Here is a 15,379-nt window from a genome sequence, read left to right as displayed (position 1 = left end):
TGATCTTCTGGCATTTTATTTTTCACTTACTACATTTCATTAAATTCTTCTGGATCATCCATGAATTCATAGTAAGTAGCCCATTTACCACCGATTTTTAGAATTTCAATATAGAGGTAGGCAGTTTCACCATTTTTACCTGTAATATGTAAAATAGCGGGACCTTCTGCTATTGGTGTAACATTTACGTTGTTATCCTTTATTGAAGCTTTCACAGTTGCAGGTTGAGAATTTAATTTTTCCAAGGCAACACTTGCTGGCTCGAACGATAGATCTTTACTCGATAACGTTAACTCATCTGTCATTGTAACTTGATACAAATCAATACTACGCACGAAATCATACGTATCGACATCAGCAGCCATTATTTGTTGTTGTGTACCATTGGTGAATGTTATTATATATTGCCCATTTTTATAGATAGAAAGTGTAGCTGTATTATTGGCTGATTTAAAATTATATAATTCAGGAGATAAATCTTGACCATCTACAGTTTGAATACTCACCTCTGTAGGAACAAATTTTAAATCGCTGTCCGCTAAATTGAGCGGCAAGTTTTCTACATATTCCTCTTCATTCACTTTTTGAAGTGTTGTTTGCAGCTTTCCATTTACATTCTTCACTTGCACTAAGTAAAAGAAATCAGTAATTTCTTGAGTATCTTCATCGAAGCCTGAAATTACTAATTTTCCTGTGCCTTCTTTTAGAGGTTTAATTGTAATGGACTCCGTCATGAAATCTTCTTCATCTTCATCCCATGTAAAAATATCCTTTGCAGGCTTAATGCCGCCATAAGAAGCAAAAATATAATCTTGATTAAATTGACTAGCATGAACGGTAGCGTTACCTTGAGCATTTTCAGCACGTACAACAAAAGATGCTAACTGAGAGCGTTTTACATTATTTTGTGGTCCGAAGGTAGTAGGAGTTGTACCTTTTGTGATGCTGTTGGCAAATAGCGTTTTTATATATGGTTCGTATTCATTGCCTGCCTTGACGTCATTGAAAGGAATGTTAATGCCGTTTGTGATTGTTAAGTTAAAGCCTTTCACAATCATTTTTGACATTTGTCCACGTGTAATATTTTTAGTAGGGTAGAAATAGCCATTGGAGCCACTAATAATACCTGCGTTTGCTAAAGCAGCGATCGCACCATAATTTTCATCGCCAGGTTTTATATCCTTAAAATTAGGGTTTTTTACATGAACCGTATCTAGCTTTAATATACCAGCTAAAATTTTTGCAGCTTGTGTACGAGTAATGGGATTCGCAGGTTTAAATGTGCCATCTGGGTAGCCTGAAATAATGCCGCGTTCGGCTAAGTTAATAACAGCTTGGCCTTCCTTGGTTGACGCATTTATATCGGGGAACACCGATGCAGCATTTGCTGGGGGGGCAATGACAATGGCGCTTGTTGCAAGTGCTGAGGCCATTGCGATTTGATAAAAACGATGAGTCTTCAAATTATTTCCTCCAAAGTAAGTAATAAAAATTAGGAGCCTCCTGTTTTCAATTTCAAATTTAAGAACGATTGAATATTAATAGGTTGGAATCTCCGTGAAATGTTAAATAATTGTTATTTAACATTTAAAATCTACTATATCAAAATGATGAAGATGAGAATACAGGGAATTTTATCCTATGTACCTAAGTAAATGCAAAAAACTTGTATATCGCTATGACGTTGGATGATTTCCATTCCGCTTGCTAGGGCGTCTGATGAGTTACTTGGGACAACATGTGTTTATTGTGCGAAAGCGAAGCGACTACACAGGAGGTTAATCACGAGGGCGCTATCATTAAACTTGATGCTTTTTAGACTTCGGTCCTCTAGGGGGCATCGGTGACGCTGATTCTCAGGGAATCACTCCGCCTCTATTCCAATCAACAAATGGCATACATAATGAACAAATACCATCGCCAACTTTTTATTGATGAGCCAAAAGTTAGACACGATACAAAAAAACGATTAATTTCTAGGTATTTCCAGATAGATATTAAGTGGTTATTTTGTCGAAATGTTAATATTTCTATATTATTATTGATTTTTTATTAATAGCTTTAGTACAAATTGATTAATCTTTTAGATTTTACAGAAATATTATTTATAATAGAAAATTAACTGATGCTTATAAATATACATTTTTATATTTTGAAATATAGGTCTTTATATCTTTATGGTTTCCGTTTGATATCTGTTAATAATTGAATTTATTGAGTATAAAGTATTGATTTCAGAAGAGTTTTTAACATAAACATAGTAGTAACTATTCATTCGAGTACCATATACTAGTTGAAAAGGCATTTTAATCTATGATATTGTAAATGATATAGATGATATTTAAACTATTCTTGTATTCGTATCTGTTTTGTACCAATTGAAACTAAGCCAATTTATATACATCTGACATGCATATAAATGTAAAACATGCCTCTATCAGCAAAAGCGTCGTTTTTAGAACAACGCAGTCTTATGAAAGAAGGAGGGAGTCACATAATGCTTGAACATTGCGTATGTGGCAGAAAATATGCTAAGAAAAGTGACATTAAGTATTGATGAAGTTGAAGCAAATGATATATTGGCTGAAGATATTTTTTCTGAGTATCGTTTACTAGCTAAAAAAGATCTAGTTTTAACGGAACGAATTATTGCCTTACTTAAACTTAGAAAAGTAGATGAATTATCTGTCTTTTTACCATCTGATTCAGTCCGAATTGTTCATGATTTAAGTGTTCAGCGTACAAAGGAGTACGAGGATGTATTTGCACCACTAATGGATACAAAGGATGAAGTAGATGAGTATAAAGAAACAATAAGTAACCTTTTCATGACAACATTAGAGAATGTTGTGCATGAATTGCGCTATGGTCAAATTTTAAAAAGTATGCAAGATACTGCTTATGTACGAGGTGTTTTTGAAAGAATTTTAGAAAAAAAACATCGCTATGAATTACTCATACGATTAAAAGAATGGGATGAATATTCTTTTATTCATTCATTTGATGTTTTCGTTTTAGGTACAATTTTTGCGCGCTATTTAGGTTTAACGGATATTGAAACGCTAGCAAGGGGCTATTTGTTCCACGATATTGGGAAAGTATTTATTCCGCAAGAAATATTGAATTTAAAACGAAAATTATCAGAAGATGAGTTTGACATTGTCAAAGCTCACACGACTAAAGGTTATGAACTGCTAATAGAAAATGGGGAAGAGGATATTGCCTATTTTGCACGGGATCATCATGAGCGCTTTGCTGGTCAGGGTTATCCGAATCAGCTTTGTGAGGATGATATGTGTGAGGGCGTTCAATTACTGCAAATTATTGATGTTTATTCAGCATTGACATCAAAGCGTGTATATCATTCTGGATATGCTGCAACAGATGCATTAGCTGTTTTATATCGTGATCGACATTTATATAACGAGAAATATATGCATAAATTTGTAGAGTGCTTAGGAATTTATCCTGTCAACTCAGTTGTTCAATTATCTGATAATCGAAGTGCACAAGTGGAACTTGTATATGATTTATTCCCAACGTTACCTAAAATTAAATTATTGGATGAACAAAAGTCTATGATCTTACCTTTGAATTATAGTGTGAAAATTGTGAAAATGATTGATTATCGTGCCAACAGCTTTGAAGAAATTTTTAACTTATTTATAGAACAGTTAATTCGTTGTGACGAAAATAGTTTAAGAGTCTACTTTAATAAATTAATAGATCATTTACATCCTAAAGAAATTGTTTTAAAAATATTTTTACCTGCCTTTCGAATTCTACGTTTATTAACAAGAGAAATTCAAACGGATATGACAAAATATAGGAATTCTATTAATATTCTAAAGAAATTATTAGAAGAGCAATTAAATGTATTGTATATGGATTATCAGCATGAGCAAACAACTATATTAGTTGTGGAATCTTCACTTCGTGAAAATTTCTTCATTAAACTTGTACAAAGTATTTTGTATATTGACAAAATTGTACCGTTCTTTATTAATCCAGAAGATGACCAGCGTATTACACAATTAATGGAACATTGTAACGTAAATATAGCTTATTTTATAGAGGATGAGCTGACAGTTGATAGACGAGTTCGCCCGATGAGAGAAGGAACATTCCTTTATTATTCGCTTGCAGATATTGAGGAATTGCTCATTAGCTTAGTCGGTATGAATATGAAAAGGTTTTCATTTGAGGAGAAGATGCAAGAGCGCTTGTTTACATCATTAAAGGCATAACAAGAGGGAGTCGCATTTAAGCGACTCCCTTTTGTTATACTTATTAATTTAGAATTGAAGATGTTTTTCAATGTATGCTTTAACATCTGTAATTGGCATACGAACTTGAGACATTGAATCGCGATGACGTACTGTAACTTGGCCATCCTCTTTTGAGTCAAAATCGTATGTGATACAGAACGGTGTACCAATTTCATCTTGACGACGGTAACGTTTACCGATTGATTGAGACTCGTCAAAGTCAACTGGGAATGCTTTGCGGAGCTCTGCCCAAACATCAGTAGCCTCATCAGAAAGTTTTTTAGAAAGTGGTAGAACTGCAGCTTTAAATGGTGCTAGAGCTGGGTGGAAGCGTAAAACTGTACGCTTATCATCGCCTTCAAGCTCTTCCTCATCATAAGCATCGCAAAGGAATGCTAATGTTACACGGTCTGCACCTAAAGAAGGTTCGATGCAATATGGAACGTAACGTTCGTTTGATACTGGATCGATGTAAGTGAAATCTTCACCAGAATGCTCCATATGCTGTTTTAAATCGAAATCTGTGCGATCCGCTACGCCCCAAAGCTCGCCCCAACCGAATGGGAATTTAAATTCGATATCAGTTGTAGCATTTGAGTAGTGAGACAATTCGTCATCTTCATGATCGCGAAGGCGCATAGACTCTTCTTTCATGCCTAAATTTAATAACCAATTTTTACAAAATTCTTTCCAGTATGCGTGCCATTCAAGGTCCTCGCCTGGCTTACAGAAAAATTCAAGTTCCATTTGTTCAAATTCACGTGTACGGAAAGTGAAGTTACCTGGAGTAATTTCGTTACGGAATGATTTACCGATTTGAGCAATACCGAATGGTGTACGTTTACGCATAGAACGTTGTACGTTTTTAAAGTTTACGAAAATACCTTGTGCTGTTTCTGGGCGTAAATAAATTTCGTTTGTAGAAGATTCTGTTACACCTTGGAATGTTTTAAACATTAAATTAAATTGACGAATATCTGTAAAATCAGCTTTACCACAATCTGGGCACACTACATCATACTTAATCATCGTTTCTTTCATTTGGTCAAATGTCATACCATCAACAATGATTTCATCGCCTTTAGCTAGCGCAGCATCCTCGATGATTTTATCAGCACGATGGCGCGCTTTACATGCCTTACAATCAATCATTGGGTCATTAAAGTTACCAACGTGACCAGAAGCCACCCATGCTTTTGGGTTCATTAAAATTGCAGCATCTATCCCAACATTGTGCTCCGATTCTTGGACGAATTTTTGCCACCATGCTTTTTTAACATTGTTTTTTAATTCAACACCTAGTGGACCGTAATCCCAAGTGTTTGCTAAGCCTCCATAGATTTCAGAACCAGGGAAGACAAAGCCGCGATGCTTCGCTAATGATACAATTGTTTCCATTGATTTGTTAGCCATAAAAATAGCCTCCTTCATAGTTTTCACAGAGTGAATATTTTTTAGCGAATTTATACAAATAATTGTTGAAATTCGCCAGAGATAATTTTTAATTTAGTAAGGACTAAATTAAAAATAGCACCCGTCTCCGGGCACAATGAATGCCCAGGGACGAGTGCTAAGACCCGCGGTTCCACCCTGATTGTTTTAAACGTGTTGTTTAAAACCTCTTTTCAAAAAGTTAGCTCAAGGAGTGCCTTTTCTCTGTTGCTATGTAGACTTTCACTATCTTCTACTCGCTTTAAAATGGAACAGATACTTTTTTCCCATCATCGCCTGTATAACGCAAATCGCTCGAAAATACATTTAGAGCAAGCGTATGTGTCAATATTGTAGCATGTAGTTCTTTTCTTCGCAATAATTATTAAAATAGTATATAATAATTGAGCATAAGTATAACACTATTAGATTTGAGGCGGTGAGTCCAATCGAACTCAATAAACGTCAGGAAGACATTTTACAAATTGTGAAAGAAAACGGCCCAATTACAGGCGAACATATTGCAGAACGTCTCAATCTGACAAGAGCGACTTTAAGACCAGATTTAGCTATACTCACAATGGCGGGCTTTTTAGATGCTAGACCTCGTGTTGGCTATTTCTATTCAGGTAAAAAAGCATCCGTTACATTGATAGATAGTATTCACAATTTAAAGGTGAAAGATTTTCATTCAGGACCTGTTGTTGTACCGGAAACAATGACTGTTTATGATGCGATTTGCTTCATGTTTTCGGAGGATGTAGGAACACTCTTTGTCGTAGATAAGAATGAATTTTTGACTGGGGTACTTTCTCGTAAGGATTTACTACGTACAAGTATTGGGACACAGGATTTAAACAAAATTCCTGTACATATTATTATGACACGTATGCCAAATATCTCGTACTGTGAGAGATCAGATTCTTTAGTTGTCGCAGCGAATAAACTAATTGAACGAGAAGTTGATTCGCTACCAGTAGTAGAGCCACAAGATGGTGGATTGACAATAGTTGGTCGACTTACAAAAACGACGATTACACGAGCATTCTTATCACTTGCACAGAATGTCTAAATATTTGAAGGAGAGCAGCATGAAAAGACTACGGGTTTTTGTTGTATCTGATTCAGTCGGTGAAACTGGTGATCAAGTAGCGAAAGCAGTTATTAGCCAATTTCGACCTGGTTTGGAAAACACGGCAATTCGTCGTTTTCCTCATATACAATCAGAGGAGCTCATTCGAAAAATTGTGTGCCTTGCAGCAAAACAGAAGGCATTTATTGTGTACACGCTTGTTCGACAGGATATGCGATCGTTATTACATGATTTATGTGAGCAAGAAAAAATATATGCTGTCGATATTTTAGGACCTGCTTTAAAAACTATGGCAACATTTGTGGAAGAATTCCCATTAGAAGCACCAGGGATCGTTCACCAGCTAGATGATGATTATTTTAAAAAAATTGAGGCTATTGAATTTGCAGTAAAATATGATGATGGTAGAGATCCACGTGGTCTATTACAAGCTGATATTGTGTTAGTCGGTGTTTCACGCACCTCTAAAACACCGTTATCACAATATTTAGCACATAAACGCTATAAGGTGGCGAACGTACCTTTAGTACCAGAAGTGGAGCCACCCGAAGAACTATTACTAATTGATCCCAAAAAATGTTTTGGTTTAATTATTTCTCCTGATAAATTAAACTCAATTAGAAAAGAGAGATTAATGTCTCTTGGATTGAATGACGATGCTATCTATGCGCAGCATAATCGAATATTAGAAGAAATCCAGCATTTTGAAAAAATTGTCGCTAAAATTGGTTGTAAGGTTATTGATGTGACAAACAAAGCAGTTGAAGAAACAGCAAACGTCATTATTGAGCATATCTCTAACTGTAAATAAGAAACGAATGATGATAAACCACCTCGGTTGTAAGAGGCGGTTTTTTTGAGTCGGTTTTGAAAATAGTATAGATAAAAACTAATTTATGTTTTATAATAATAAAATTGTGGTAAAAATATTTATTAAGAGAAAAATCCTATTTTTTTGTCGAGAAATAAAGGATTTTTAAATCGGATAGCGAATTGTGTTTTAGAACGTTATTTAAAGATGGTGATGGGTTTGGCAGGGAAGATTCCTGAAGAAGTGATTGAACAGATTCGCACACAATCAGATATTGTAGATGTCATAAGCGAATACATGCAGCTTACAAAGCGTGGGCGCAATTGGTTTGGTCTCTGTCCATTTCATGGAGAACAAACGCCATCTTTTTCTGTGTCATCAGACAAACAAATTTTTCATTGCTTTGGTTGTGGTGCAGGTGGTAATGCTATTACTTTTGTCATGGATATAGAAGGTGTTTCTTTTCCTGACGCAGTCGTGAAACTTGGTGAACGTGTTGGCATACATTTAGATGTTGGGCCAAGTTTACCTGAAGTAACGAAAAAGGTATCTAAAGCAGAAGAAAGGATGAAAGAAGCACACGCTTTTGCAGCAGATTTCTTTCATCATTTACTGTTAAATACGGAAGATGGTGAAGAACCTTTAAATTATTTGCTAGAAAGAGGATTTACAAGGGAACTTATAGAATCTAATAGCATTGGATGGTCTCTTCCAAGCTTTGATGCATTAACGATATTGCTTGAAAGAAAAGGTTATAACTTACAAGAAATCGCGGAAAGTGGTTTAATAATCAAGCGAGAAGGGGAAGAACGCTATTTTGATCGTTTTAGAGGGCGTATTATGTTTCCCATTCGTGATGAGAACGGTAAGATTATAGCATTCTCAGGACGAATACTTGCATCGACTGGTGAAGAGGCAAAATATTTAAATAGTCCAGAATCACCAATTTTTCAAAAGAGTGAAGTGCTATATAACCTAGATAAAGCACGAACCTCAATTAGAAAAAATCGTCAAGTAGTATTGATGGAAGGATTTATGGATGTTTTAGCAGCAACCTCTGTTGGTGTAACGAATGCTGTAGCAACAATGGGCACTTCGCTTACGAATCAGCATATCACAAAGCTAAAGCGCTTAGTAGAGCAGATTACGATTTGCTATGACGGTGATAATGCTGGTTTTGATGCGGCAAAAAGGGCGGCACAGTTACTTCAAACGGAACGTATGAAAGTCAATATTGCGGTGTTACCAGATAAGCTAGATCCCGATGAATACATTCGTAGTTTAGGTGGACAAGCATTTAAAGAACAAATTTTGGAAAACCCTCATGCGTATATTGCTTTTATGATGATGCATGCTAGACGAAATAAGAACTTTCAGTTTGAAAATGATACGCTTCAATATATTCAAGAGGTTCTTGAACAACTGGTAGGAAGATCATCACCAGTTGAACGAGATTTGTATATAAGACAGCTATCGAATGAAACAAATATCTCGGAAGAAGCGATTTATGCTCAATTCCGAAAGCTAGAGGCCAATCAGGTCCGTTCTGCAAAAGTAGAAATGCCTGTTCAAACGCCTTCGATGCCGGTCACTCCGCAACATAAGCCTATGGACGCAGCCGAACGTGCCGAACGTTTATTACTGGCTCATATGCTTCATAATATAGATGTAGTGGACAGGGTATTACGTAGTGAGCAAAAAGATCCGTTTGTACGAGATGCCTATATGGCAGTTTTTGTTCGCTTAGTAGGATTTTATGAGGAATATGGTCATCCTGATTATCAGCGTTTTGTTGAGATATTAGATGACTCTGAATTACGAAAGATTGTAATGGAAGCGGCTTTAGCGGAACGGGATCCCGACCAAGCAGAGGCTGAGGTCGCAGATTCAATACGTCAGCTGCAAAAATATAGAATTGAGCAAGAAATTCAACAAAAGATGCATGAGTCAAAGGAAGCGGAGAAGATGCATGAGTATGTGCGTGCACTTGAAATCGCCCAACAGATTATTCATTTAAGAAAATCGTTATCGGCGATTTAACCCGATTCGGTTGTTAGAAGGAGGAAGGTTTATGGCGGACAAGTCAGAACGTTCAAAAGAGGTAGAAGTAGAAATCACATTAGATGAAGCAAAAAAATTACTACAAGAAAAAGCAAAAACAGAAGGTGAAATTTCTATGAAAGAAATTTCAGAGAAACTAGCGCCTTATGAATTGGAGAATGAAGAGATTTTCCATTTTGCTGAAGATCTTGAAAAGAATAAAGACATTCAAATCATCGGAAAAGAAGAATTTGAAGAAGAGAGCTTAATGAAAGAAGAAGCTAATGAAGAGACTTTCGATTTAAATGATTTGAGTGTACCACCAGGTGTTAAAATAAATGACCCTGTACGAATGTATTTAAAAGAAATTGGTCGAGTTGATTTACTTTCTGCCGAGCAAGAAATCGCATTAGCGGAGCGTATTGAGCAAGGTGACGAAGAAGCACGTAAACGCCTAGCAGAAGCAAACTTACGTCTTGTTGTATCGATTGCGAAGCGATATGTTGGTCGTGGTATGCTATTCCTTGATTTAATTCAAGAGGGGAATATGGGGCTTATCAAGGCTGTTGAGAAATTTGACTACCGTAAAGGCTTTAAATTCTCCACTTATGCAACATGGTGGATTCGCCAAGCAATTACACGTGCAATTGCGGACCAAGCACGTACAATCCGTATTCCAGTGCATATGGTAGAAACAATTAATAAATTAATTCGTGTACAACGACAATTATTACAGGACTTAGGTCGCGAGCCATCTCCAGAAGAAATTGGGGAAGAAATGGATTTAACACCTGAAAAAGTACGTGAAATTCTAAAAATTGCGCAAGAACCAGTATCTCTTGAAACACCAATTGGAGAAGAAGATGATTCACATTTAGGAGACTTTATTGAAGATTCTGAAGCTCAATCTCCATCTGACCATGCAGCTTATGAATTGTTAAAAGAACAATTAGAGGATGTGTTAGATACATTAACTGACCGTGAAGAAAATGTCCTTCGCTTACGTTTCGGTTTAGATGATGGTCGCACACGTACTTTAGAAGAAGTAGGGAAAGTATTTGGTGTAACACGTGAGCGTATTCGCCAAATTGAAGCTAAGGCGCTTAGAAAATTACGCCACCCTTCTCGTAGCAAACGTTTAAAAGACTTCTTAGAATAAAGATAAATAGGTTGGGGCTATCTAATTAGGATGACTAATTGGGTAGCCCTTTTTATGATTCTTTGGAATCAGGAGAATACTCGAGTAAGCAAAGTTTATCAAAAGAAAATATCGTTTAGAAAATATTTATATCGTGTATTAGAGTTAGACAATCAAAATATTTTTGCTACTTTATACAGATGTGTTTTTTAATATTTTGAGATAAAATTGTAATAACAACCATTATAAAGCAATGTTTGGAGTAAACACTATGACAAATCCTCGAAAAAAAATAATCTTGAATGAGATTTTGTTTTGGAAGCAGAATAAGCTATTACCAGAGCATTACTGTGACTTTTTAGCGGCTCTTTATGCAGAGGGGGAAGATCTAGAGGAGTTAGAACCAGTACATCATAAACAAGCCATATTGCCTTCAGAAAAGAGAAAGCTGTTACTCTTAATTGCAAGTATATGTATTGCAATGATTGCGCTGCTAACTATTTATTTTACAATATCATCTTTAACGTTAACGTTAATTTTAACGATTGTCGTTGGAATAGCTTCCTTGATATTATTTCTAATGGCGTTTCGAACGGCACAAAAAAATGATTTATTAGCTCCTGTTTTCCATTTATTAGCTGCAATTTTATTGTTTAGTATGTCTATTCGTATTTACACTACATATTTTAATGGAAATAATATTGCCTTGTTTTGCTTGATTGCAGCAAACTGTGGGGTTTGGCTTTGGTCAGGTATAAAAATGAAGCTACTTTATTTCACGGTCTCAGGTGTACTAGGTTTACTAGCACTGATTGGCTATTATATCATAAACTTATTATAAGAAATTCACTTCGTAAATTAGTTTCACTGACAAGACAAGAATCTGTTTGCTTTTAAAAAGCTTACGGATTCTTTTTTATATCGAAATTTGTGTTTGAAATGATCTTACATTAACTTCCCCTAAAAGCCTTATTGTAGACTAATAATCAGTGAGATGAAGAAAACCCACTAGTATTTTGAGATAATAATTTAGCTAATGTAAAAAAAGATATTTTTATTTTCTTGGTATATGAATGTGCAAAGAGAGGAAAGATAAAAGCATGTAAAGAATCTAATTGTTAAAAAGGTAACTGTTAGTCCAAATATTGGAGATTTCAAGACATATTTTATCCAATAGTTACAGAAATGTCGAATTTGTTACAAACAAAGGAAAACTTAGCGAATAGGGCTTTTCGTTTCATTGTTAATGAAGTACAATATTAGATGTTGACTGATTCTATATTATCATAGAAGTAGATTTAAAATGAGGAGGGGAAACATATGAAAAACAATCCAGTCGTTCCTTACATCTTAATTTTAGCATTTGGTATTGGCCTTATTTTCTTCATGTCTTTAACAGGCGCAGAGAACAAAAAAGAAATCGCTGCTGAAAAAGAAGGTGGTGGCGAAAAAACAGAAGCTACTGATGACGGTGCTGCATTAGTACAATCTTGTATTAGTTGTCACGGTGCTGACTTAAAAGGGGCTTATGGTCCAAATCTACACGGCAAAGATGAAGCTCGTATCGTTGAAGTTTTAACAAAAGGTATCCCAGGAACTCCAATGGAGCCTGGTATGAAAAACGAAGCGGAAGCAAAAGCAATCGCTAAGTACATTTCAACTCTAAAATAGTCTAAAAATGTAGCTGTACTGAAAGCGTTTAAGCGTAATCGGTACAGCTACAATTTATTTACCTTCATTTCAATTCATGAAAAAAATGGAGTTGCTCAAAAATTTGAGTCAACTCCATTTGTTTTTTTTCACGACATCATACATACTAAGAATGGACACTATTTAAGACAGGCGGTAAAAAAATGAATGCACAAAAATTATCAAAACGATTAGAAACAGTAGCAAAATATGTACCCTCTGGTGCGGTTGTAGCTGATATTGGCAGCGACCATGCATATTTACCATGCTACTTAATTCATAAAGGTATTGCTTCTTATGCGATAGCTGGGGAAGTTGTGAAAGGACCATTTGAATCAGCAGTAGGACAAGTACAAAAGGAAGGCTTAACAGAAAAAATTACAGTAAGACTTGCGAATGGTTTAGCGGCAGTGGAAGAAGCTGATCACGTAGATACAGTTACTATTGCTGGGATGGGTGGACCTCTTATTGTCTCCATTTTGGAGAAGCATCCTGAAAAACTGCAAGGGGTAACAAGGCTTATTTTGCAACCAAATATTCATGCTAAAGTGATTCGCGAATGGGCATTAGCACATAATTGGGCAATACAAGACGAAGAGATTTTAGAGGAAGACGAAAAAATTTATGAAATTCTTGTATTGCAAAGAAGCTCAATGACGTTAACGGAACCAGAAATTTTATTTGGGCCGAAATTAATGCAACGAAAATCACCAGCATTTATTAAAAAATGGTTACGTGAAAAAGAAAATTGGCAGCGTGTATTACAGTCCATAGAAGGGGCAGATCAAACACCTGAAATTGAAGAAAAACGGGCAGAATTAGTGGCTCTACTAAATTTAGTGGAAGGGGTTCTGTGAGATGAAAACAGTAAACGGTCAGGAAATTATACAATTGTTCGAATCATGGTCACCTAAAAAGCTGGCCTGTATGGAAAATGACCCAATTGGTCTTGCAATCGGTACATTAAATAAACCTGTAAGTAAAGTATTAGTCACATTAGATGTTAATGATGCAGTAGCTGAGGAGGCTATTACTCAAGGATGCGAGCTAATAATAGCGCATCATCCACCAATTTTTAGACGTCTTTCGAATATTCGTACTGACAGTCCAGCGGGGCGTTTATATGAAAAGCTTATAAAAAATGATATTGCAGTGTATGCAGCACATACGAATCTAGATGTGGCTGAGGGTGGTGTCAACGATTTACTAGCAGATGCTCTACAGCTTGAAAACCGTTCTATTTTAGAAGAAACTTATGCGGAAAATATGTTGAAGCTGGCAGTTTTTATACCGACTGCAAATGCCAATGAGTTACGAGAGGCATTAGCAAAGGCAGGAGCAGGTCGTATTGGAGATTATGAAGCGTGTAGCTATACTACATTGGGAGAAGGGCGTTTCCGTGCTCTGGCAGGTGCAAAACCACATGTAGGTTCTATTGGTGAATTACATGTTGAAGAAGAAGTGAAGGTAGAAGTGGTTTTTCCGGAATCCATAAAAAATCGTGTATTAAAGGCAATGTTAAACGCACATCCATATGAAGAACCTGCCTATGATATCATTCGCCTAGACCAGCAAACGAATATAATGGGCTTAGGACGAGTTGGTTATTTACCACAAGAAATGACACTTCATGAATTTACACAATTTGTTAAGCAACAGCTAGATGTACCTGCTGTCCGAGTTGTTGGTGATTTACAGTCAAAGGTGAAAAAAGTCGCACTTGTTGGTGGCGACGGCAATAAATATATCTATTCTGCGAAACATGCTGGGGCAGATGTATTTTTAACGGGAGATATGTATTTCCATACTGCCCAGGACGCTCAAGCAATTGGTCTACAAATCGTAGATCCAGGTCATCATGTAGAGAAAGTGATGATTGCAGGAGTAGCTAAAAAGATGGCAAGAATGTGTGAGGATAAAAAATATTCTGTTGAATTTGTCCAATCTACTATTCATACAGAACCATTTTTATTCGTGTAAGAGAGGGGAATAGGCTGTGGCGAGTGAAAGACCTGCTGGCAATAAAGCCGGCAAGTTATGGATTATGATTGGTTTGCTAATTGCTGTGTTTGGCGTAGGTATGACATTCATGACGAATACGATGAATGCCAAAAAAATTGATGCTATGACCGAGCAATGTGAAAAAGATGGTGGAGAAGCCATTGTTTCAAAGGAAAAGAATTTTCTATCAACAAACTATTCATTTAAATGTAACCAGTAATTATAACAAGGCTGAATTATAGAATTAATTATAATTCAGTCTTTTTAATGTTAAAAACAATATTCAAGGAAATCTTGGTGAATGTTTTGTACTTTAAATGAGGGTGATTTCCATTCTAGGCTACTCAATTTCCTGTGTGGCGAGCGTCGACCCGCTTCCTCCGCTTTGTTGTTGCTGTCGCTGCCCATTCGCACAGACATAATCAAATTGCTAAGGTTTTGTTTCATCATTATAAATTAGAGAGACATGCCTGAAAATTTATGCTATGTGAAGTAGTTGATTGGAGTGGAGGCTTGGCGACTCCTTGAGGATTAGCGTCACAGATGAGACCCTGCAGCGCAGCGGATGTTTTCTGTGCGAAAGCGTAGTGCTAACGTAGCGACAGCAAATGTTTTATCTGTGCGAAAGCGTAGCGACAGCAACAACGAAGCGACTCATCGGACGCCCCCAGGAAGCTCTGCTCTGCACGAAAGCGAAGCGTCAGCGGCAAATGTTTTATCTGTGCGAAAGCGAAGCGTCAGCGGCAAATGTTTTCTGTGCGAAAGCGTAGCGTCAGCAACAAATGTTTTCTGTGCGAAAGCGTAGCGTCAGCAACAAATGTTTTCTGTGCGAAAGCGTAGCGTCAGCAACAAATGTTTTCTGTGCGAAAGCGTAGCGTCAGCAACAAATGTTTTCTGTGCGAAAGCGT

At 36.4% G+C, this 15,379-nt stretch carries 13 protein-coding genes; 11 read left to right on the top strand and 2 right to left on the bottom strand.

The genetic code is table 11. The features are described 5' to 3' along the window. Nucleotides 1–29: 29 nt before the first annotated feature. Nucleotides 30–1,463, bottom strand: coding sequence for an S-layer homology domain-containing protein (locus ACQKMV_RS20235; RefSeq protein ID WP_427506089.1), 1,434 nt, complete (start codon nucleotides 1,461–1,463; stop codon nucleotides 30–32). Nucleotides 1,464–2,501: 1,038 nt separating this feature from the next. Here ACQKMV_RS20235 and ACQKMV_RS20230 point away from each other — a divergent pair. Continuing rightward, on the top strand, nucleotides 2,502–4,247 hold the full coding sequence (locus tag ACQKMV_RS20230) for an HD-GYP domain-containing protein (protein WP_427506088.1): 1,746 nt from the start codon (nucleotides 2,502–2,504) through the stop codon (nucleotides 4,245–4,247). Between the two features lie 48 nt (nucleotides 4,248–4,295). Here the strand turns inward: ACQKMV_RS20230 and ACQKMV_RS20225 are convergent, their stop codons facing one another. Beyond that, nucleotides 4,296–5,681, bottom strand: coding sequence for a glycine--tRNA ligase (locus ACQKMV_RS20225; protein ID WP_427506087.1), 1,386 nt, complete (start codon nucleotides 5,679–5,681; stop codon nucleotides 4,296–4,298). Nucleotides 5,682–6,138: 457 nt separating this feature from the next. Here ACQKMV_RS20225 and ACQKMV_RS20220 point away from each other — a divergent pair, with 457 nt between their 5' ends. The 10 genes from ACQKMV_RS20220 to ACQKMV_RS20175 all read left to right on the top strand — a co-directional run bounded on the left by ACQKMV_RS20220 (nucleotide 6,139) and on the right by ACQKMV_RS20175 (nucleotide 15,276). Beyond that, a complete protein-coding gene (locus ACQKMV_RS20220; protein WP_427423223.1) occupies nucleotides 6,139–6,771 on the top strand; it encodes a helix-turn-helix transcriptional regulator in 633 nt (210 codons plus the stop codon). A 19-nt stretch (nucleotides 6,772–6,790) separates the two neighbouring features. After that, nucleotides 6,791–7,603, top strand: coding sequence for a pyruvate, water dikinase regulatory protein (locus ACQKMV_RS20215; protein ID WP_427506086.1), 813 nt, complete (start codon nucleotides 6,791–6,793; stop codon nucleotides 7,601–7,603). A gap of 207 nt (nucleotides 7,604–7,810) precedes the next feature. After that, nucleotides 7,811–9,643, top strand: coding sequence for a DNA primase (gene dnaG / locus ACQKMV_RS20210; protein ID WP_427506147.1), 1,833 nt, complete (start codon nucleotides 7,811–7,813; stop codon nucleotides 9,641–9,643). Between the two features lie 31 nt (nucleotides 9,644–9,674). Beyond that, nucleotides 9,675–10,802, top strand: a complete 1,128-nt coding sequence (rpoD, locus tag ACQKMV_RS20205) for an RNA polymerase sigma factor RpoD (RefSeq protein WP_427423220.1) — start codon at nucleotides 9,675–9,677, stop codon at nucleotides 10,800–10,802. Between the two features lie 250 nt (nucleotides 10,803–11,052). Further along, nucleotides 11,053–11,622 (top strand): hypothetical protein, encoded by a 570-nt coding sequence (locus ACQKMV_RS20200; RefSeq protein ID WP_427506084.1) that lies wholly within the window; start codon nucleotides 11,053–11,055, stop codon nucleotides 11,620–11,622. 479 nt (nucleotides 11,623–12,101) lie between these two features. Beyond that, entirely contained in the window at nucleotides 12,102–12,452 is a 351-nt protein-coding gene (locus tag ACQKMV_RS20195) for a c-type cytochrome (RefSeq protein ID WP_427423218.1), read from the top strand. A gap of 182 nt (nucleotides 12,453–12,634) precedes the next feature. Continuing rightward, nucleotides 12,635–13,327, top strand: coding sequence for a tRNA (adenine(22)-N(1))-methyltransferase (locus tag ACQKMV_RS20190; RefSeq protein ID WP_427506083.1), 693 nt, complete (start codon nucleotides 12,635–12,637; stop codon nucleotides 13,325–13,327). A 1-nt stretch (nucleotide 13,328) separates the two neighbouring features. Further along, nucleotides 13,329–14,450, top strand: a complete 1,122-nt coding sequence (locus ACQKMV_RS20185) for a Nif3-like dinuclear metal center hexameric protein (RefSeq protein WP_427506082.1) — start codon at nucleotides 13,329–13,331, stop codon at nucleotides 14,448–14,450. A gap of 16 nt (nucleotides 14,451–14,466) precedes the next feature. After that, a complete protein-coding gene (locus ACQKMV_RS20180) occupies nucleotides 14,467–14,691 on the top strand; it encodes a hypothetical protein (protein WP_427506080.1) in 225 nt (74 codons plus the stop codon). 354 nt (nucleotides 14,692–15,045) lie between these two features. Then, the gene (locus ACQKMV_RS20175) at nucleotides 15,046–15,276 is read left to right on the top strand and encodes a hypothetical protein (RefSeq protein ID WP_427506078.1); all 231 of its coding nucleotides are present in this window, start codon (nucleotides 15,046–15,048) and stop codon (nucleotides 15,274–15,276) included. Nucleotides 15,277–15,379: the final 103 nt, after the last annotated feature.

This window comes from Lysinibacillus sp. NPDC094403 (assembly GCF_050278745.1).
In the GTDB taxonomy this organism is placed as follows: domain Bacteria; phylum Bacillota; class Bacilli; order Bacillales_A; family Planococcaceae; genus Lysinibacillus.
This window is presented reverse-complemented; position numbering and strand designations above follow the sequence as displayed.